Origin of the sequence: Sinomonas sp. ASV322 (assembly GCF_030908245.1) — a bacterium.
Classification (GTDB): Bacteria; Actinomycetota; Actinomycetes; order Actinomycetales; family Micrococcaceae; genus Sinomonas.
On sequence record NZ_JAVFJJ010000004.1, the window covers coordinates 200,392 to 218,438 of the forward strand.

General features: G+C 67.0%; 23 protein-coding genes. 12 read left to right on the plus strand and 11 right to left on the minus strand.

The genetic code is table 11. The features are described from left to right. Positions 1–39 precede the first annotated feature (39 nt). From RBS12_RS07650 to RBS12_RS07675, 6 genes are read left to right on the plus strand one after another with little or no spacing between them, the layout of a single operon-like run. Positions 40–1,449, plus strand: a complete 1,410-nt coding sequence (locus RBS12_RS07650) for a peptidoglycan DD-metalloendopeptidase family protein (protein ID WP_307965480.1) — start codon at positions 40–42, stop codon at positions 1,447–1,449. Beyond that, on the plus strand, positions 1,446–1,586 hold the full coding sequence (locus RBS12_RS07655) for a hypothetical protein (RefSeq protein ID WP_307965481.1): 141 nt from the start codon (positions 1,446–1,448) through the stop codon (positions 1,584–1,586). Before RBS12_RS07650 ends, RBS12_RS07655 begins: the two co-directional genes overlap by 4 nt. Further along, entirely contained in the window at positions 1,579–1,788 is a 210-nt protein-coding gene (locus tag RBS12_RS07660; protein ID WP_307965482.1) for a hypothetical protein, read from the plus strand. The genes RBS12_RS07655 and RBS12_RS07660 overlap by 8 nt, the downstream gene beginning before the upstream one ends. Beyond that, the gene (locus RBS12_RS07665) at positions 1,785–3,446 is read left to right on the plus strand and encodes a LamG-like jellyroll fold domain-containing protein (protein ID WP_307965483.1); all 1,662 of its coding nucleotides are present in this window, start codon (positions 1,785–1,787) and stop codon (positions 3,444–3,446) included. The genes RBS12_RS07660 and RBS12_RS07665 overlap by 4 nt, the downstream gene beginning before the upstream one ends. Then, positions 3,446–4,255 carry a hypothetical protein gene (locus RBS12_RS07670; protein WP_307965484.1) on the plus strand — a complete coding sequence of 270 codons (810 nt, stop codon included), beginning with the start codon at positions 3,446–3,448 and terminating at the stop codon, positions 4,253–4,255. Before RBS12_RS07665 ends, RBS12_RS07670 begins: the two co-directional genes overlap by 1 nt. After that, entirely contained in the window at positions 4,183–4,686 is a 504-nt protein-coding gene (locus tag RBS12_RS07675; protein ID WP_307965485.1) for a hypothetical protein, read from the plus strand. The genes RBS12_RS07670 and RBS12_RS07675 overlap by 73 nt, the downstream gene beginning before the upstream one ends. 312 nt (positions 4,687–4,998) lie before the next feature. Here RBS12_RS07675 and RBS12_RS07680 read toward each other — a convergent pair whose 3' ends face one another. Continuing rightward, complete coding sequence (locus tag RBS12_RS07680) at positions 4,999–5,988, minus strand: hypothetical protein (protein ID WP_307965486.1); 990 nt, start codon at positions 5,986–5,988, stop codon at positions 4,999–5,001. Continuing rightward, the gene (locus RBS12_RS07685) at positions 5,985–6,407 is read right to left on the minus strand and encodes a hypothetical protein (protein WP_307965487.1); all 423 of its coding nucleotides are present in this window, start codon (positions 6,405–6,407) and stop codon (positions 5,985–5,987) included. The genes RBS12_RS07680 and RBS12_RS07685 overlap by 4 nt, the downstream gene beginning before the upstream one ends. Positions 6,408–7,013: 606 nt before the next feature. On the opposite strand from RBS12_RS07685, the gene RBS12_RS07690 reads away from it, so the two are divergent. The 3 genes from RBS12_RS07690 to RBS12_RS07700 all read left to right on the plus strand — a co-directional run bounded on the left by RBS12_RS07690 (position 7,014) and on the right by RBS12_RS07700 (position 7,985). After that, on the plus strand, positions 7,014–7,175 hold the full coding sequence (locus RBS12_RS07690) for a hypothetical protein (protein ID WP_307965488.1): 162 nt from the start codon (positions 7,014–7,016) through the stop codon (positions 7,173–7,175). A 178-nt stretch (positions 7,176–7,353) separates the two neighbouring features. After that, positions 7,354–7,671 carry a hypothetical protein gene (locus RBS12_RS07695; protein ID WP_307965489.1) on the plus strand — a complete coding sequence of 106 codons (318 nt, stop codon included), beginning with the start codon at positions 7,354–7,356 and terminating at the stop codon, positions 7,669–7,671. After that, the gene (locus tag RBS12_RS07700) at positions 7,668–7,985 is read left to right on the plus strand and encodes a transcriptional regulator (protein WP_307965490.1); all 318 of its coding nucleotides are present in this window, start codon (positions 7,668–7,670) and stop codon (positions 7,983–7,985) included. Before RBS12_RS07695 ends, RBS12_RS07700 begins: the two co-directional genes overlap by 4 nt. Here RBS12_RS07700 and RBS12_RS07705 read toward each other — a convergent pair. The 3 genes from RBS12_RS07705 to RBS12_RS07715 form a co-directional block, all read right to left on the minus strand. Then, on the minus strand, positions 7,918–8,523 hold the full coding sequence (locus tag RBS12_RS07705; protein WP_307965491.1) for a hypothetical protein: 606 nt from the start codon (positions 8,521–8,523) through the stop codon (positions 7,918–7,920). The genes RBS12_RS07700 and RBS12_RS07705 overlap by 68 nt on opposite strands. Next, on the minus strand, positions 8,524–8,649 hold the full coding sequence (locus tag RBS12_RS07710) for a hypothetical protein (protein WP_307965492.1): 126 nt from the start codon (positions 8,647–8,649) through the stop codon (positions 8,524–8,526). Between the two features lie 128 nt (positions 8,650–8,777). After that, the gene (locus RBS12_RS07715; RefSeq protein WP_307965493.1) at positions 8,778–8,924 is read right to left on the minus strand and encodes a hypothetical protein; all 147 of its coding nucleotides are present in this window, start codon (positions 8,922–8,924) and stop codon (positions 8,778–8,780) included. Between the two features lie 341 nt (positions 8,925–9,265). Here RBS12_RS07715 and RBS12_RS07720 point away from each other — a divergent pair, with 341 nt between their 5' ends. Next, a complete protein-coding gene (locus RBS12_RS07720; protein ID WP_307965494.1) occupies positions 9,266–10,459 on the plus strand; it encodes a HEPN domain-containing protein in 1,194 nt (397 codons plus the stop codon). A 325-nt stretch (positions 10,460–10,784) separates the two neighbouring features. Here RBS12_RS07720 and RBS12_RS07725 read toward each other — a convergent pair whose 3' ends face one another. From RBS12_RS07725 to RBS12_RS07750, 6 genes are all read right to left on the minus strand, one after another. Continuing rightward, positions 10,785–11,150 carry a hypothetical protein gene (locus tag RBS12_RS07725; protein WP_307965495.1) on the minus strand — a complete coding sequence of 122 codons (366 nt, stop codon included), beginning with the start codon at positions 11,148–11,150 and terminating at the stop codon, positions 10,785–10,787. A gap of 87 nt (positions 11,151–11,237) precedes the next feature. Further along, on the minus strand, positions 11,238–12,062 hold the full coding sequence (locus tag RBS12_RS07730) for a tyrosine-type recombinase/integrase (RefSeq protein ID WP_307965496.1): 825 nt from the start codon (positions 12,060–12,062) through the stop codon (positions 11,238–11,240). Between the two features lie 77 nt (positions 12,063–12,139). Then, positions 12,140–12,433: a hypothetical protein gene (locus RBS12_RS07735; protein WP_307965497.1), complete on the minus strand. Its 294-nt coding sequence runs from the start codon at positions 12,431–12,433 to the stop codon at positions 12,140–12,142. Between the two features lies 1 nt (position 12,434). Continuing rightward, positions 12,435–12,665, minus strand: coding sequence for a hypothetical protein (locus tag RBS12_RS07740; protein WP_307965498.1), 231 nt, complete (start codon positions 12,663–12,665; stop codon positions 12,435–12,437). Between the two features lie 586 nt (positions 12,666–13,251). Next, positions 13,252–13,380: a hypothetical protein gene (locus RBS12_RS07745; RefSeq protein WP_307965499.1), complete on the minus strand. Its 129-nt coding sequence runs from the start codon at positions 13,378–13,380 to the stop codon at positions 13,252–13,254. 110 nt (positions 13,381–13,490) lie between these two features. Further along, positions 13,491–13,982 carry a hypothetical protein gene (locus RBS12_RS07750; RefSeq protein WP_307965500.1) on the minus strand — a complete coding sequence of 164 codons (492 nt, stop codon included), beginning with the start codon at positions 13,980–13,982 and terminating at the stop codon, positions 13,491–13,493. Between the two features lie 143 nt (positions 13,983–14,125). On the opposite strand from RBS12_RS07750, the gene ilvD reads away from it, so the two are divergent. After that, positions 14,126–15,853, plus strand: coding sequence for a dihydroxy-acid dehydratase (ilvD, locus tag RBS12_RS07755; protein WP_307965501.1), 1,728 nt, complete (start codon positions 14,126–14,128; stop codon positions 15,851–15,853). A 319-nt stretch (positions 15,854–16,172) separates the two neighbouring features. Continuing rightward, positions 16,173–18,047: an acetolactate synthase large subunit gene (locus RBS12_RS07760; protein WP_307965502.1), complete on the plus strand. Its 1,875-nt coding sequence runs from the start codon at positions 16,173–16,175 to the stop codon at positions 18,045–18,047.

The window sequence follows — 18,047 nt, forward strand, 5'->3', positions numbered from 1 at the left end:
GCTGGGGCCCTCACCCATGCCCCATGAGAGGAACCTGCGATGAGCTACGACTGGCCCGTTGGGCCTGAATACCCGGTGACGCAGGAGTTCGGGTCCAACCCGGGCAACGGCGTCAATCCGGCCGGCGGGCACACAGGCCGCGACTTCGCGGCCCCGATCGGCACCCCTGTGCGCGCCCCGGGCGACGGGGTGATCGAGTGGGCCGACTGGGTCGACGGCACGTGGCAGGACAACCTGCTGTGGCTGCGCGGGGGCATCTCGGTGGTGCTGAACTGCGGCGACGCGGAGCCGACGTTCGTGTTCGGCCACCTCGACCGCACGGACCGGAACATCGGCGAGCGGGTCCGCCGCGGGGACATCATCGGCTACACCGGCAACACGGGGTACTCCTCGGGCCCCCACCTGCACTTCGAGGCGCTCCTGCCCGGCTACGTCCTGGCCTCGCCCACGCTCGGCCGTACGGACCCGCGGCAGGTCTGCTCGGGCTACTGGACCGAGCCGACGCCCGCCGACCCGCCGTCGCCTCCCGCGGGGCCGATCACCCGCACGGTGACGAACGACGTCGCGTGGGCGCGAGTCGCGCCCTCCGCCGACGCTGCCCCGGCACCTGGCTACCCGGAGGGGATCGCCAACGGCGCGACGATCGCGGTCGTCGGCTACGTCAAGGGCGAGAACCCGTACGGAGAGGCCCCGCCCGACGACGCGTGGTACAAGACGGTGAGCGGCTTCTTCGTCTGGGCCAACGCGGCAGGGAACGACCTCGCCGGCCTGGACTACCTCGGCGACCTCTCCGCCCCGTCCCCGACGCCCGTGCCAGCTCCGGCGCCCGCGCCTTCCCCGGCCCCGTCCGCGGCCCCGTATTACTTCGCGCTCGACTTCGTCGCCCTGACGCGCGAGGACGGAGTGGTGGTGACGGTGGAGAAGTCCCCGGCGGACGGCGGCAACCTCCAGGAGGGCGCCGGGAGCGCCAGCCCGGACAAGGCCGTGATCCACCAGTTCGGCACGCCCGGGGTGGACACGTTCGACTCCACGGACAGCCAGTTCAAGACCCCGGGCACGTCCGTCTCGGCGTACTTCTCCGTCTCCGGCCGGCGGATCCGCCAGCACGTTTCCCTCGCCGACCGCGCCTACCACGCCGGGCCGACCGGGAACGGCTGGTTCGGGGTGGAGACCGACCCGGCCCAGGACCCCGAGACGGTCCTGACGGCACGCGCCCTCCTGCTCGCCGTCGACGGGAAGTACGGGCGGAAGCTGGGCCTGATCCGCCACCGCGACGTGCCCGGCTGCTCCACGGACTGCGGGGCCGCGATCGACCTCGCCCGGTACGACGTCGCCTACCCGCCCGAACCCGCACCGGTCCAGGATCGGGTGACGCCCGAGGTGGAGGCCACCGTCCTGCGGCGGTTCTTCGACTGGCTGCTCGCCCTGTTCCTCGGGCGGCAGAGGTGACCCGGCCGCTCGTCGCCGCCGGAGTCGCCGCGGCCGCCGTCCTCCTCGCTGCGGCTGCCGTGGCGGTGCTCGCGCTCATCGCCGACGCCGCCGTAACCCTCTACACCCGCGCTCTGGAAGGAGCTTCCCGTGGCTGAGCACACCGCGCCGCCCACCGGCCGGGGCATCGGGCCCGTCACCCTCGCCACCTCCGGCAGCGTCGCGGCCGTGACCGTCCTCGTCTGGGCCCTCCGGGTCTTCTTCGGCGTCGAGGTCCCGGACGAGGTCGCGGGCGCCGCCGCGGTCCTCGTCGCGCTCGCCGCCGGATACCTCACGCCCTCGAAAGGACACAGAGCATGACCGACTACCCGTTCGACTCGACCCTCGTCGCCGACCCCGTCACCTTCGCCCGCGCCGCGAACGCGAGCGTCACCGTGTACGACGTCGCCGACACCGCCAACGCATCCCCGCTGGCGCTGAAGGACCTCAACGGGCTTCCCCTGCCGAACCCGCTGGCCTCTAGCAAGGACGCGTTCCTGCCCCCGTTCGTCGCGGGGGTGCCTCAGGTCAAGCTCGTCGGCGGCGGGCTGACCGTCACCGCGTCCTCGTACAAGGGGATGCTGGAGAACGTCGCCGCCGCGCTGGCCGCGGCGCTCGCCGCCTCGGGGGCGACCGACGCGCAGGTCGCCCAGGCCGTCGCCACTGTGGGCTCGCAGACCGCTGTCGCCCTCGCGCAGCGGTTCGTCGGGATCCCGGCCGGGATCACCGACGGGCAGGTGCCCGTGTATGACGCGAAGGCAGGGAGGTTCGTCCCCGGCGCGGGCGGCACCGGGGGCGGGGCCGGGGTGGTCTTCGTCGTGCTCACGGCCGCGGACCAGCCGGTCGCGGTCCCGTCCGGGGCGGTGGTTGGCCTCGCCCTCGCGCAAGGCCCTGGCGGGGGCGGGACCGCGGCGTGGCCGGCCGGGATCAAGTGGGACGGCGGTGCGGTGCCGGCCCTCCACACCGGGACGGGCGCGGTCGACCTGTTCACCTTCGTCCAGAACCCGGCCGGGGGCTGGCTCGGCACCCGCGCCGCCTGGTTCGAGGGCGTCGACAGCGTTGCGCCGACAGCACCGGGAAGCCTCGCCGCGGGGACGCCGACGAAGACCACGATCCCGCTGTCGTGGACCGCCGCGACGGACAACACGGGGGTCGCCGGGTACGAGTACCGGGCCAACGCCGGGGCATGGGTCTCCACCGGGTCGACGGGGACGGCGTTCACCGTCACCGGGCTGACGGCGAACACCTCGTACACGATCGAGGTTCGGGCCTTCGACGCGGCCGGGAACCGCGGCTCCGCCGCGTCCGTGACTGCCTCGACGCAGGCGGCCCAGACGTACCAGCAGGCCCTCGCTGCGACGAACCCGGCGACGTGGCTCAGGCTCGACGGCGACACCGCCAATGCCGGCTCCGACCGATCCCTGGCTTGGGCGGCGCCCGCCGGGCTCGCGTGGGGGACGGGACTGGACGGCGGCACCGGCTCAGCCGACTTCGCCAACGCGGCCGGGCCGATCACGGCCACCGGCGCCACGGCGTCGGCCATGGACGCCGGGGCCGGGGCGTTCACGATGATGGCCCTGGTCCGCTCCACGGCCGCGGCCGGGACGCATCAGGTGATCTTCGCCGGGAACTCGTGGATCGCACTCCACGGGGCGACCGGCAAGTTCCAGGGCGTCGTGGCCGCCGCGGGCGGGAACAAGGAGCTCCTCGGCGGGGCGTGGGCCCCGGGCACGCTCTACCATGTGGCTCTGGCCTACGACGGGGCGACGGCCCGCCTGTACGTCAACGGGACCCAGGTCGCCAGCGTCGCGCTCTCCGGGGCGGTCAACGGCTCGGTCCCGGGGCCGATGGTCGGCGGCTGGTCGCCGGGCTCAACGAGCCTGCGGATGACCGGGCTCGTGGACTCCCCGACGGTCCACCGCTCCGCCCTGAGTGCGGCGCAGATCCTCGAGCTCGCCCAGGCAGCGGGGGCCGCCTGATGGGCGGCGCGTCGCTCCTGCTCCTCACCGGCACCGGCACGGGCCCCTCCCCGGCCGAGCCGCCGTTCGCCGTGCCCACGGGTCCGGTGCGGAACGTGCTGAGCCTTGCCGAGCAGGCGAGCGCGCAGTGGCAGATCAGGGCCGCGGACCCGGGCAAGGCCGGGACCACCCGGCACCGGGTCCTCGTGGACGTCCAGGACCCGGTGTTCACGTGGGTGGTGCGCCGGCAGCGGCTCGGCGGCCCGCCCACCGGCACCGGGGTGTTCCGGGCGAGGATCAGCGGCGGGTCCCTCACCACCCCAGTCGACGTGGCCTTCGCCGGGAACCCGGTCGCGGGCATCCCGGCCGACGGCGGACAGGTCTCCTGTGACCCGGTCCCGGTGCGGCTGCGCGCCGGGGACGCGATCGACATCCTGACATGGGTGGACGCCGACACGGACGGGAACCTCGTCTCCTCCAACACCCCGCCCGTGCCTGGCTACGACCCCGGCGGCGCGGCCGGCACATGGGAGCAGGCCGCCGCCGCGGTCCCCGCGCATCCGGGGACGGGGGCGCTGCGGCCGTCCGGGCTCTGGGCGCCCTCCGACAGGGCGTCGTGGGTGCTGTGCGGGGACTCGATCGCGGCCGAGGCCAACAGCTACCTCGTGCAGGCGGCACGGAACCACGGCTTCGCCAGCGTGCTCGCCGCGATGGGCGGCGAAGGGTTCTACCACTACCCGGCGCCTGGGACCACAGGATGGCCACCGCCCTGCAGTACGCCGACACGGTCCTGTCCGAGTACGCGATCAACGACATGGGCACCGGCCTGACCACGCTCCAGGCCACCGCGGTCAAGTTCTGGAACCAGTGCAAGGCCGCGGGCGCCGCCCGGGTGCTGCAGACCACCACCCTGCCGCAGGCGGCCTCCACGGACGGGTTCACCACCCTGGCCGGGCAGACACCCGTGGCGTCCACCCTGACCCGGCAGGCCTGGAACGCGTGGCTCCGCGACGGCGCGCCCCTGGCCTCCGGGACCCCAGCTGCCGTGGGAACCGCCGACCCGGCTGCCGTCAGGGCGGGGCAGTCGGGCCACCCGCTCCACGCCGTGGTCGAGGTCGCCCAGGCGGTCGAGGACCCGGCCGAGCCCGGGAAATGGCGCGTCGACAAGGGTCCCATCGGAGGCGACGGCACACACCCCAACGCCCTCGGCCACAAGGTCCTCGGCGAAGCCCTCACCACAGCCCTCGGACCCCACACCTGACACGCAACGCGCCCCCACCCACACCGGGTGGGGGCGCATTCGTCGTGTAGCCTCCTGGTGCGCGCCCGGAGCGGAGCTGTCCCCCACAGCGACCCCCGGGCGCGCCTTTTGATCCGTTCTCCGCGCCGACATTCGTAGCCCAAGGGATTCGAACGTTTGTATTAGGTATCTGCTTAGCTGAAGTGGGCTCTGGGTGCATTGTCGATTTGTCACCGCGGAGCCGGGGCGGGTGTGGACTCAGAATGAGGTGCGGAATGGGCCGATACCGACCTCCTTTGGGTATGAGTCATGGGCCTTCCAGATTTGAGCCTGCTAATCTTCCAATCTTGGTAGACTCCAGCCTAGATTGAAGAGACTGTTGTCTATCGACTCGGCCGCCGCGCAGGCCACAGCTTCCGATCGGTCATATTGAATCATCTCTGGCGGGAGGTTATCCACGTTCGAGCCCAGTACGGTCAGGGCGCGTTCATACCAGAACCGAGGGTAGATGATGCGAGCATTAAATTTGTAGCGCAGATCCCTCGCTGAGTTACCATCTAAGTGTTCTATGAAGGGTACGGCGCCAGTGAGCGCGTCGAGCAAACCGCCCTGCAGCACAATGCCACCTAAATCTGCAAGCATCTCGTCAAAGAGCCGGTTGGCCTTGTTGTCGTTAAGTTGACGAGATAAGTGGAAGCCATACGCGACGTCTGGCGCCACATCTCGGACCCCCTGAAACCATGCGGCCAGGGAACTGACATTGTCTTTCAACTCCCTCACCTGAGTCATCACTTGCTCGGTGAGGCGAGAAAGGCGCGTAGCGTCCTGTGGGATATTGAAGGAGGTTTCAAGGGCGCCGATCAGTCGCCCTGCTTCCAGTGATTCCAGGATCCATCGATCGTTCCAGAGTTGATCCAGCAGGCTGCGCGCCTCCTGGAAATTTAGGTCGCCGAGAGCCAGGATGCCCCGGAAAACGAGATTGAAGGGATAGTCCGGGACACGCCGGGATTCCGCAGCTGAAAACCAATGTGAGGTGAAGCGCTTCCAGGCCTCCCAGTAGCCACCGAATGTTCCCTCGTTTCTCAACTTGTAGGGGGAAGCTGAAGTGCCTCCCTCCGGTGACAGGTAGGGTTGACGAACCACCTCGTGAGCCGAAGGTTGGGATGTAGCCGAACGGATGTTTTTCGCCATTTCCTGCAGTTGTGACGTGTCAACGCGTGTACCGTCTTCAATTTCGGCCAGTTCCTCAGCTGAAAATGCTAGCAAAGAGATAAGCTCCGCGTCCTGGAGTCGGCGAATCAAGGACCGGTCGACGTACTTCACTGCTTTTCGGTCCAAATTGTTACAGAGATGTGGGTGACGACCTTGCTCGCGTCCTTAGCGGCCGCAGCAGCCGGCCATCCATAGTGTTCCAGCACGGCTGCCGCTGCGGCTACCGCTGCCGCGCTCGCTTCGGGAGAAGGGGCAGGGCTTGCTGAGGCTTGCATCAATCCCTCCTCAAGTTCATCGGCTGGCGCTGCTTGTCGCTTCGCTCGCCATTTCTTGAGTCTCTCCTTAAGGTCGTCGCTCAGTACGTTGCTGAGGGTTGGCAGGACTACGGTCGTAAGCAGGAGCCCTAGGAACTGCAGGACGCTCGCATCGGCGAAATAGCGAGTACTGTCATCCTTGCCGGAGTTGAAGTACATGGCATTTGGTTCGAGGATCTCCGCCACTCCGTCGAGCAACCTCTCATCTGGCTGCATGTGCTCTCCTACGTCCAATGACCTCTCGCGAGTTGCGAGTTTGTGCTGACCGTCTGCTACAGGTGAGTTGCCAATTCTGAGGCCTAGCGGCACGGGAGGCAAGAGCACGCCGAGCGACAGGTGGAGCTCTAGCGCGGGCAGGGTCGAGACAGCAGATTTGGCATGCGCGGGTCTTGGAGGCCTGCGTCGAGTGCCTTGCGAGACTGCGCTGGAGCCGGGCTGCGCTCAGCCATCGCCATTTGGGCGTACGAGTTGCTCCCCCGTGTCAGCGGTCATCCTCTCGACCTCGGCTTGATATGCCGCAGCCACCTCCGTCGAGAAAAAGATCGGTCATCGGTCCTGGCGTCTGAAATCCAACCGGCGCCGGTCTTGGCCTGCTGTCCTTGGCTATCGAAACCGAACAGCGCAGTCGGAGCTCACCGGCATGGTCGGAAATCGGGAATGCTGGGAGGGAACTTCAGCTAAGCAGATACCTAATACGTTTGTTCTACTCTCGAGATGTGGGCAAGCCGCGGCGTGATCGATTGTGGCCGCGACCGCGGTTGACGCGGCACGCGTGGCTTAAAGACAGCGCTGAGCCTTGGCGCGCCTCCACGGCAGGTGCTGGTGATCGAGTGGCGGCGACACAGCTATAAGTGGTCGGCGCGGATCTCGTATTGCATCGAGGTCCAGGGCGCCCCGGACCCGGTCGTCGTCGAGCGCTGGGTGCTGGCCGAGGCATTGAGGCCAGTCCGGGCTGACCCGAATGCCGCGTTCGGACTCCGATGAGACCGGGGCGGCGAGCGTGTCTTGTACGCGGGTGCTCGAATAGTTTTCTGTTATGGAAAGTGATTACGGGTTCCAGAAGGCGCTCGCCGACGCCGAGGAGGCTCGAGATCGGCTCGCCTCGGAGCTCCGAGCCCCTAGCTGATACTTCTGGCTGTTCGGCGCGCACGTCTTCGTCTACTTGGTGGTGATCGTCTGGCTTCCGCCGCTGGCCGTAATCGCCGTGAGCGCGCTTTTCACCGTTACGGGCTCGGTCATCGTGCGGGATGGCAAGAAGCGGCTCGGAGCGGTCGAGCGATTCAGATGGATCGATCTTCAGACGGCCGGAGTTGTAGGAGCCGTGATGCTTGCAGCGAGCATCGCGGCGCTGGTGGCCCGGTTCGGCCCGCTGCCTTCGTGGTCCGGTTGGCTGGTCGCTGTGGGCGCCGCGCTCTCGGTGTCCGCAGTAATGCTCCCCTATGACCGTGCGTTGTCCAGACGGATCCGCGCTGGCCGATGAACACGGTCGCAGGATTCGACGAGACCATCCACGCACCTCTGAGGCTGCGCGTGTGCGTGATGCTCGCCGCTGTCAAGGAACTCGAGTTCTCCAAGCTGAGAGACGAGCTCGACGTCGCCGACTCTGTCCTGTCCAAGCACCTCAAAGTGCTGGCCGATGCCGGGTACGTCGGTCTTCGAAAGCCCGTCGGGCTGGGTGGGCGCCCGAAGACATGGGCCAGCCTTACCAAGGGGGGCAGGGCGGCGCTCAGTGGTCACCTTGTCGCCCTCCAAGCCCTTGCGCAGCAGGCCGCTCTAGATCGCGCTCAGCCTTGAGGAAGTCCCCGACACCGAGGCTGGCGCGGATTGCTTCCAGCACCCGGCCGCGGGCGAGGTCGAGGCTGCTCATTCGGCTGAGAAGCTCGATGTCTCCCCAGTCCTTAATAGACTCGAACCCATCCGGCTCGATGATGTCGTCGAGTCGATCGCGGGCGACCGCCTTGCGAACGGTTCCTGTCTCGTTGAGTGCCACGCCGAACTGGTATGCCTGCGCCAGCCAAGTGAACTGAGCCTTCTTGACGTCCGCGGAAGCCATGATCCCGAATAGACCGCTCGCGGTCGGCGGGAGCCGCACACCCGGAGTTGTGCCGAACGCGTACCACCGCTCGTCGATGATCATCATTCGGATCTCGAGAAGGTGCGTGTGATGGTCGTCCATTGAAGCCACCAACTCCGAGTAGGTCTTCAGCCTCAGATCGCGCGCCCAATCCGCCTGCGCTCGCCTTCCGGCCGACTTGTGAGTCCACCATGTCACGGCTGCAGAAACGATGCCGCCGCCGAGGAGGGCAACGATGAGTTGAAGCGCAATCTCCACCTATGCCTGCTTCATCTGGAGCGGCTTCCATCGTTCGGGGCCCGCGCTCTGGATCGGCTCGAAGCGCGCCTGGCTGGCCTCAAGGGTCTTCGTTTCGATGGGACGCATGGTGCGAGTGACCTTCACGGACAGAGCCTAGTTCAGAAGAGTGTCGCCGAAGCTGCACCCGGTGCCGTGGGTGTCGGCGTAGACGATCGTGGGTGGGTGCTCGTCGTCTCCTTCGTCGAGCACCCAGAATCCGCGGGCGCCTGCGTTTACGCGACGTAGTTCGAGTTCCCCATGATTGAGTCCAGGATCTCTTCGTGCCGGCTGACTTCGGCAGCCGTCGTGCCCTCGGGGTGCCCGAGGCTCTCGGCCATCGCGAGGTGGCTTGCCCCGACGACGAGCATTGCGCGCAGCAATCGCTCTCCCTCGACCTCGGTGAGCGCATGGTCTGAATGACGCGCTCTGTTGGCGCCGAGTGGGGGTACCTTCGTCGAGTGGCCTTGCGGAACGCCGAGCCAGCGGGGAGGGGACCGCAAGGTGGCATTGCGCGGCGAGCGGGCTGCGGTACCCCGCAGCCCTTCGCGAGCAAGCGAAAATTTGGGTGCGTGGATACGTCCACTCTCGGGAAAAGGGGATAGCAATGATGGCAGGATCTTATTCGGAAGAGAGCCTCCGGAATCTAGCGAAAGTCAGCTTTGCCGTCTTGCAAAGCCCCCAGTTATCCGCCCAGGACGGCCAAAGTTTCTACGATGAGCCCATGCTCGAAATTAGCACGTTGGCGACATCAGTGATTATGCAGTTGAAGGAGTTCAGTGATGCAACAGAGGCGTTGGCGCAGGATGGAGATCTTGCGGGTCTGGCTTCCGCCGAAGGTCAGCTTGATCCGATAATCACCTACCCCGGAGGGAGCTCGAGGGAATCGATCCTCGCCCTATCACTCCTATACCCTGCAATTCGGATGGCAAAGGTTCAGCCTGTAAATTCTGAGGGTGAATTTTGCGACCTTGTTCTCGGGAACTTCGCATCGTTGAAGCGGGCAATGCGGGGGGAGCCCGTTGAAATCACGACCGTCCATGGACTAAACGGAATCTCATTGCCCCAGGATGCTTGCATCAGGACACCTTGGGGCATCATCATTCCTATACCCGAAGAAGCAAGGGCATCCGCCAGCTCATCTGGCGCGGCTCCAACCTCAGCAGTATTGATCGGGAAGAAACCTTCGCCGGTCCGGATTAGTCGTGATGGTGCCCCCGAGGCCATGGTGTCCCCAGATTTCCAAAGCCTCGAAGAACACATTCGAACCCTCCTCCCTCTCGCCTTTGTACTGGGCATCGACGGGGGCCGGCATGGTGCTCCAGGACTGACGTTCTCAACGAGAATTGTTCCATTTGCCAGCGGATTCGGAGCGGGCCGGAGGACGTTCGGGCACCCTCGAGAAGTCCTCGCGGTTGAAGAGGGCCAAATCGCGGGCATTGAGCGATGGGCACGGCTCATTGAGGCAAACCACACCCCTAGTCTGAACATCGCGGCTCGAAAACTTGGTTCTGCCATCAGCGAACGCTACGATGTCGACGATCGGCTAATTGACGGTGTTATCTGCTGGGAGAGCCTTGTAGGTACCTCTTCGGAGACGCTTCACAGAGTCACGACGGCACTGGCGATTCTGCTCGAAACCAACATTGGAGAAAGGCCACAGCTAGTAAAGAAGCTGAAAGAAACCTATGACGCGCGCAGCAAAGTTGTGCACGGAACTGAGGTCTCGGAGACCAAGCGGCGGGCCGCGGCAGATCATTCAGTCGAAATCGCTGTTCGCGCTCTTCGCCTCATCTATTCGGCCGGCTCTGAGTGGACGGAGGGCGCGAGCGAAAGTCGCGCAAATCGAATTATCCTCGGCGAGTGGGCGCAGCTGCGATCTGCGACGGAAGCGAATTCGCCGGGTTCGGGTGTCTAAGGCGAGCAGTCCTGAACGTGTTGGTAGGCAGCCCCGTGCGGCAGTAACTGGGGGTGCCTCTATGGTTTACGTCAAGCCGCTGGGGTGCGGCTCGTAGAGTGGGTGGTCGCGGAGCATGGCGAACAGGACGTCGCAGCGGCGGCGTGCTAGGGCCTGAGTTTGGTCACTTGGTCGCTTTCCGCCGGGGGCGCAGCACGCTGACCTGCGGTAACTCCGGTGAGGGGGCGGTTTTGAGGCACTAATTGGTGCCGTACTGTCCTGCCGCCCAGAAACGATGGCCCCGCCCTGCGTGACGGAGGGCGGGGCCATCGTCGCGTATGAGGGATCAGCCGGCAGCGATCAGCCTGTTCAGGGTGTCCCGGACCTGGGCGGCTTCGGAGTGCGAGACGCGGAAGTCGATCGCGTGCCCTGAGCTGATGACGCTAACGATGCTGTTAAGCATTCCGTCGCGTTTTGTCAGCACTGAGCTGATCGAGCGGATCGGGATCATCTGTGTTCCCGCCTTGCCGTTCTTCACTCCGGTGGCGAGGAGGGAAACGCCTCCTGTGAGCACGCCGGCTGCGAGCTTCCCGGCCGAGACCCCGCGGGCGAGATCCCACTCAAGTCGGTCGGAATAGATCCGCACTTTGGCGTTTTTGCCGGCGGTGTGGCTGGTGAATTCGTGTAGCGGCGCCTCGGGCATCTGTGTCATCGTGGTCCCCCTTGGACTCATGTGGGTGTGTGACGAACTGGATTCTAGGGGATAGCTCTCCTATCCCATCGGTTCATGGGTGCCGGACTACGATGCAGCGGCCATGACGGCCGTCCGTTTGGCGCCGTCGGGGACGAGGACGTACCGGGCGGTGGTCTCCGGCCGGGTGTGTCCGAGGAGCTCTTGCACGGCTCGGAGGTCTCTTTCGGCGCTGTAGGCAACGGAGCCGAAACGGTGCCGTAGCTGGTGGCCGGTGTAGTCGCCGTCGAGCGCGCGGGAGAGGCGCTTGGAGACATATGCGGCGCTCAGGTGCCCCTCTATCCGTCCGGGGAACACGTACCCGGGCGGCGCGTTGCGCAGCATGCTCGCCAGACCGTCGGAGAGGGGAACGAGCCGGACACGCCCGCCCTTGCCCTTCACACGGAGCGACCATCCGAGCATGTCGGGCTCGACGTCGTCGGTGTGGACTTTGCAGATCTCGCAGCTTCGCAGGCCCGCCTCCGAGGCGAGGCGGATCATCCGCTCGTCCCTCGGATCGGCGCGCAGGCGTGAGGACCGGATCACGGGATCTGGCGCGGGCCGGGGCTTCCCCTCCGCGGCCTTCACGGTCGGCAGGAAGGCCGCCGGATTCACGTGCGCTCGGCCGGTGGCATGAGCCCAGGTGTAGAAGCCTCGCACGGCCGCGCGATGCGAGCGGAGCGTTTCCGCCGCCCATGCGTGGGCTCCTAGCCATTCGGCGAGATCGTCGACGGATAGCGAGTATGGCGCTCGGTCTGGGTGGGCCTCTGCGAGGCGTCGGAGCTGTGTGGTGCGGAGTTTGATCGTGCTCTCTGGTCGTCCGGAGGCTCTGAGCCAGCTGAGCCAACTCGAGACCGCCGTCGACCAGCCCCCCGGCATCGGTCGTGATGTCATGCTGCGGATCCTAGGCACGCCTGCGTGCGTATCCGTGCCCGATTCCGCGGATCTCCGTGGCCGATCGGTGGTGGGCATCACTCGACGTCAGTGTTTTCAGCTCTCGCGCCATTGAGGTCTCCGTGTGTGGTCGCCGGTTCCTCCGTGCTGGTCCGGGTGGCCCGGCGCTCGTCGTAGGCGTCCAGGAGGGCCCTGAATGCGATGTCGGCGGTGTCCCGGAGCTCGCGCTCGAGGTGGAGCTCGTACGCCGCATACTCGGCGTGCCAGCGGGCGCCCTCGAGGTCGCCGCGCAGGAGCGCGCGGGTGCACAGGTGCTCCTCGGCCTCGGCAGCGCTCCGGTGTCTGTTGGCGCGCTCGGCCATTGTTCCCATTTCAGGCCCTCCGCGAGTCCAGGTCGACGACGTCGCCCGGATGGTCGAGAGGGCTCGTGCCGCGCTCGCGGGGCTGGGGGAGGAGGATGACCTCGCCGTCGTGCTCTCCGGCCTCCTGTGGGGCGTCCAGCGGCCCGGGGAAGGGGATGACGACGGCGTCGTCGGAGTCGCCGGCCCTTAACCAATGGGTTCCGGGTTCGAGTCCCGGGGGGCGCACATCGATGGGAAACACCCCGTCGCCGAGAGGCGGCGGGGTGTTTTCGTTTTGCCTGCCATACCTATTTGTTCCAGTGGTAGTGGCCACTTGCATCCGGCCCATTGCGGCCGCACACGTAGGTGTGCCCGTTCGCGGCGACTCCGGCCTGACCGACCATGGCGTCCGGGCAGAAGGCACCTGGAATGATGTATGTCTGAGCTGGCGCTTGGGCGGGAGGGGCCTGAGGCGGCGGCGCGACAACGGCCGGGGGAGGTGCAGGAGCCGAACTCGGTGCAGCGACGGGACTTGCGCTTGTAGGCGAAGGCGTGGCTGTCGGCGTCGCGCGGGGTGGCGAAGGGCTCGCGAGGGCCGGTGCCGCCGAAGTGTGAACCGCCGAGGTCGTCGGAGACGGAGCTAGGGCGGTCCCGCCGCAGCCGGATAGAGAAAGAATCAGGGCGGCGGCCGCAAGCGTGCGCAATGCCGATCGAAGTGTCACAAGGGCCCCCAATGTCACGGCCAACAGTGGCGCGAGACTACTCCGTTTTACGTGTCAACTCAACGGCCTGCACGCGCGCTCAGGGGCCGTTGCCCCGCGCTGTCGTGCTGCGAATTCCGGGATGGGCTACACAGTTCCGCCCGGCCGCGAACGGTGGCGCCCAGTGCCCGCGAGCGATGCGTCCTTGTGGAAGATGGTCCACGCTGCGACGGCCGCGAGGGCCAGGGAGGAGATGACGATCGGAAGCCAGTCCATGGCGACCCCCATTCGGTCCGCGGCACCCCGTCCCTGTAGTGCGTGATGCCTTTCGACCATTGAAGGATCCCGCGTCGTACGTGTCCAGTGGCCACGCGGCGGTGGCCACCTCAGAGCGCCGTGAGGCCCCGCATGAACTCGGCGAAGTCTTCGGCGTCGTCGTGCTGTTCGATCGTCCTCGGTGCGGGCACGTCTGGACGGTCGAGCGCGCAGCTGCTCCGCACGGTGAAGCAGAAGATGCGGCCCATGTTCGTCCCAATGTCGAAGGCGCCCAGCGTGGCCTCTTCGGCGTACGCGAGGTTGGTCAGATCGATCGTCGAGGGGCGCCCGATCGGGGTGAGGGTGCGCCGGTCGAACGGTGCGATGACGAGCTCGGCGGGCTGCCGCCGGTACCCCAGCACCAAGCCGAGCGGAATCGGCGGACCGGGAATCGATCCGGGTTCGGCGTCGACGGTGCCGCCTGCTTCGGCAGCGCAGATGAGGTTGTACGACGCGTAGTTCGGGATCTGTCCATCGAAGAGCCGGTGCAGCGCCGCTTTGAGGGCTGCGTCCGACGCCCCAGTGCTTCGGCCACTGACCGGGGGCGGGTGCTGGCTGCTCACGCTTGCTCCTTTCGCCGCGGATTCAGTCTACGTGTCCGCGATGTGGACATCTGTCCGTGATGTGGGCGACACAATGCCGATATTTGGCGCCGACGCGTCGTCGGGCGACGGGGCGGGCCCCACCGCGGTCATAGACTTTGCCCATGACCGAGCAGAGCCAGACCTCCACCGCGCCCCGCGAGGGCGTCGATATCAAGCCGCGAAGCCGAGTCGTCACGGATGGCATCCACGCCGCCCCCGCGCGCGGCATGCTGCGCGCCGTCGGCTTCGGCGATGATGACTTCGCCAAGCCGCAGATCGGCATCGCGAGCTCGTGGAACGAGATCACTCCGTGCAATCTTTCGCTGGACCGTCTCGCGAAGGCCGCCAAGGAAGGCGTCCACGCAGCCGGCGGCTTCCCCATGCAGTTCGGCACGATCTCGGTCTCCGACGGCATCTCGATGGGCCACCAGGGCATGCACTTCTCGCTTGTCTCGCGCGAGATCATCGCGGACTCGGTCGAGACGGTCATGCAGGCCGAGCGGATCGACGGCCAGGTGCTCCTCGCGGGCTGCGACAAGTCCTTGCCGGGCATGCTCATGGCGGCCGCGCGGCTCGACGTCTCGAGCGTGTTCCTCTACGCGGGCTCGATCATGCCGGGCTGGGTCAAGCTCGAGGACGGCACGGAGAAGGACGTCACGCTCATCGACGCCTTCGAGGCGGTCGGCGCGTGTGCGGCCGGAAAGATGTCGAAGGGCGACCTTGATCGCATCGAGCGCGCGATCTGCCCAGGCGAGGGTGCGTGCGGCGGCATGTACACCGCCAACACGATGGCGAGCGCCGCTGAGGCCCTCGGCATGTCCCTCCCCGGCTCCGCCGCCCCGCCCTCGGCGGACCGCCGCCGCGACATGTTCGCGCACCGCTCGGGCGAGGCCGTGGTGAACCTCCTCCGCCAGGGCATCACCGCGCGCGACATCCTGACGCGCGAGGCGTTCGAGAACGCGATCGCCGTCGTCATGGCATTCGGCGGCTCGACGAACGCCGTCCTGCACCTCCTCGCCATCGCGCGCGAGGCCGAGGTCGAGCTCGAGCTCGAGGACTTCAACCGCATCGGTGACAAGGTCCCGCACCTCGGCGACCTCAAGCCGTTCGGCCGCTACGTCATGAACGACCTCGACCGCGTCGGCGGCGTCCCCGTCGTCATGCGCGCGCTCCTCGACGCGGGCCTCCTGCACGGCGACGCGCTCACGGTGACCGGTAAGACGGTCACCGAGAACCTCTCCGAGATCGCGCCGCCGGACCTCGACGGCAAGATCGTCCGCGCGCTGGACAACCCGATCCACAAGACGGGCGGCGTCTCCATCCTCAACGGCTCGCTCGCTCCCGAGGGCGCGGTCGTCAAGACGGCGGGCTTCGACGCCGAGGTCTTCGAAGGCAGCGCCCGCGTGTTCGAGCGCGAGCAGGGCGCGCTCGACGCGCTGGACAACGGCAAGATCAAGGCGGGCGACGTCGTCGTCATCCGCTATGAGGGCCCCAAGGGCGGGCCCGGCATGCGCGAGATGCTCGCCATCACGGGAGCAATCAAGGGTGCGGGCCTTGGCAAGGATGTCCTCCTGCTCACGGACGGCCGCTTCTCGGGCGGCACGACGGGCCTGTGCATCGGGCACGTCGCCCCCGAAGCGGTCGACGGCGGCCCCATCGCCTTCGTGCGCGACGGCGACCGCATCCGCGTGGACATCCCGAACCGCACGCTCGAGCTCCTTGTCGACGACGCCGAGCTCGCCTCGCGCCGCGAGGGCTGGGCGCCGATCCCTGCCCAGTTCACGAAGGGCGTCCTGGCCAAGTACGCGAAGCTCGTCCACTCGGCGAGTGAGGGTGCCGTCCTGAGCTGACGCCCGGGAAGAGTCCGGCGGCGGGGCCGAGGGCCCCGCCGCTGGCACAGTCTCACGTGGTGGAAGCTTGTCCGAATATTGAGACGACGAGTCGGCGGATTGACACTCTCGCGGGCCATTGTGAAGACTGTGGGCATGCAGACCGTTTCGATCGACATGGTGCTCAATGTCGTCGTCCTTGCCGAGCGCGTGGCTTACTGAAGCCCGACTGGCAACGTTCTGTCACGCGCAACCCCTCGGAGAGCCGAAAGGCTGAGGGGTTGTTTTTATTTGAGCTGGGCACAGCTCCTTCGCCACGAAGATCCTAAGGAAGAGACTGATGAGCAAAGGAACGCCGATCAGCCCATCGCTGATGGCTTCGAAGCCGTCTGCGGCCAAGGCCGCGGATTCCGTCGACACCGTCGACTCTGCCTCTGCCGTCCTGGGGCCCAACCGTGTTGTTGAGCCCACAGAGATGACTGGATCTGAAGCAATCGTCCGCTCGCTCGAGGAACTTGGCGTGGACGATGTCTTTGGTCTTCCGGGCGGCGCGATCCTGCCGACCTACGACCCTCTGATGGCTTCGAAGATCAACCACGTCCTGGTGCGCCACGAGCAGGGCGCCGGCCACGCTGCCCAAGGGTACGCGATGGTCACGGGACGTGTCGGGGTCTGCATTGCGACGTCGGGTCCGGGCGCCACCAACCTGGTGACCGCGATCGCCGACGCGCACATGGACTCCGTTCCCCTCGTTGCAATCACCGGCCAGGTCGCGAGCAGCGTCATCGGCACCGACGCGTTCCAGGAAGCGGACATCGTCGGCATCACGATGCCGATCACGAAGCACTCGTTCCTCGTGACGCGCGCGGAAGACATCCCGCGCACCCTTGCCGAGGCCTTCCACCTCGCCTCGACCGGCCGCCCCGGCCCCGTCCTCGTGGACGTGACGAAGGACGCGCAGCAGGGCAAGATGACGTTCAGCTGGCCGCCCAAGATCGACCTTCCCGGCTACCGCCCCGTGACCCGAGGCCACAGCAAGCAGGTCCGTGAGGCGGCCAAGCTCATCGCGGCCTCGTCCAAGCCCGTGCTGTACGTGGGCGGCGGCGTGGTCAAGGCCGACGCATCGGCCGAGCTCCTCGCCCTCGCCGAGGTGACGGGCGCGCCCGTCGTCACGACGCTCACCGCACGCGGTGCGTTCCCGGACTCGCACCCCCAGCACGTCGGCATGCCCGGCATGCACGGTTCCGTCTCGGCGGTGACCGCGCTCCAGCAGGCCGACCTCCTCATCACCCTCGGCGCGCGCTTCGACGACCGCGTCACGGGCGTGCTGAGCTCGTTCGCGCCGACCGCAAAGGTCATCCATGCGGACATCGATCCCGCCGAGATCTCCAAGAACCGCACGGCCGACGTGCCGATCGTCGGCTCGGTCAAAGAGATCATCCCCGAGCTCACGGAAGCGATCCGCGCGCTGCAGGAGAAGGAAGGCGGCCCGGACCTCGACGCGTGGTGGACGTTCCTCAGCCGGCTCCGGGACGACTACCCGCTCGGGTGGACCGAGCCCGAGGATGGTCTCCTCGCGCCGCAGAGGATCATCAAGCGGATCGGCGAACTGACGGGCCCCGAGGGCGTGTACGTCGCGGGCGTGGGCCAGCACCAGATGTGGGCCGCGCAGTTCATCGACTATGAGCGTCCGCGCGCGTGGCTCAACTCGGCCGGCCTCGGCACGATGGGCTACTCCGTTCCGGCCGCGATGGGCGCCAAGGTCGGCAACCCCGACCGCGTCGTGTGGGCGATCGATGGGGACGGCTGCTTCCAGATGACGAACCAGGAGCTTGCCACGTGCACGCTCAACAAGATCCCGATCAAGGTCGCGGTCATCAACAACTCGTCGCTCGGCATGGTGCGGCAGTGGCAGACGCTCTTCTACGACGGCCGCTACTCGAACACGGACCTGCACACGGGTGCCGAAACGGTGCGCGTGCCCGACTTTGTGAAGCTCGGCGAAGCGTACGGGTGTGCTTCCTTCCGCGTGGAGCGCGAGGATGAGATCGACGAGGTCATCGCCAAGGCGCTCGAGATCAACGACCGGCCGGTCGTGATCGACTTCGTCGTGAGCCCCAACGCAATGGTCTGGCCCATGGTCCCGTCCGGCGTGAGCAATGATCTGATCCAGGTGGCCCGCAATTCCACGCCTGTGTGGGAAGAGGAGGACTGA

Coding starts and splice junctions, on each gene's coding strand:
- RBS12_RS07650 (WP_307965480.1), top strand. CDS start 40: ATGAGCTACGACTGGCCCGTTGGGCCTGAATACCCGGTGACGCAGGAG.
- RBS12_RS07665 (WP_307965483.1), top strand. CDS start 1,785: ATGACCGACTACCCGTTCGACTCGACCCTCGTCGCCGACCCCGTCACC.
- RBS12_RS07670 (WP_307965484.1), top strand. CDS start 3,446: ATGGGCGGCGCGTCGCTCCTGCTCCTCACCGGCACCGGCACGGGCCCC.
- RBS12_RS07675 (WP_307965485.1), top strand. CDS start 4,183: ATGGCCACCGCCCTGCAGTACGCCGACACGGTCCTGTCCGAGTACGCG.
- RBS12_RS07685 (WP_307965487.1), bottom strand. CDS start 6,407: ATGCAGCCAGATGAGAGGTTGCTCGACGGAGTGGCGGAGATCCTCGAA.
- RBS12_RS07700 (WP_307965490.1), top strand. CDS start 7,668: ATGAACACGGTCGCAGGATTCGACGAGACCATCCACGCACCTCTGAGG.
- RBS12_RS07720 (WP_307965494.1), top strand. CDS start 9,266: ATGCTCGAAATTAGCACGTTGGCGACATCAGTGATTATGCAGTTGAAG.
- RBS12_RS07725 (WP_307965495.1), bottom strand. CDS start 11,150: ATGACACAGATGCCCGAGGCGCCGCTACACGAATTCACCAGCCACACC.
- RBS12_RS07730 (WP_307965496.1), bottom strand. CDS start 12,062: ATGACATCACGACCGATGCCGGGGGGCTGGTCGACGGCGGTCTCGAGT.
- RBS12_RS07735 (WP_307965497.1), bottom strand. CDS start 12,433: ATGGGAACAATGGCCGAGCGCGCCAACAGACACCGGAGCGCTGCCGAG.
- RBS12_RS07745 (WP_307965499.1), bottom strand. CDS start 13,380: ATGGACTGGCTTCCGATCGTCATCTCCTCCCTGGCCCTCGCGGCCGTC.
- ilvD (WP_307965501.1), top strand. CDS start 14,126: ATGACCGAGCAGAGCCAGACCTCCACCGCGCCCCGCGAGGGCGTCGAT.
- RBS12_RS07760 (WP_307965502.1), top strand. CDS start 16,173: ATGAGCAAAGGAACGCCGATCAGCCCATCGCTGATGGCTTCGAAGCCG.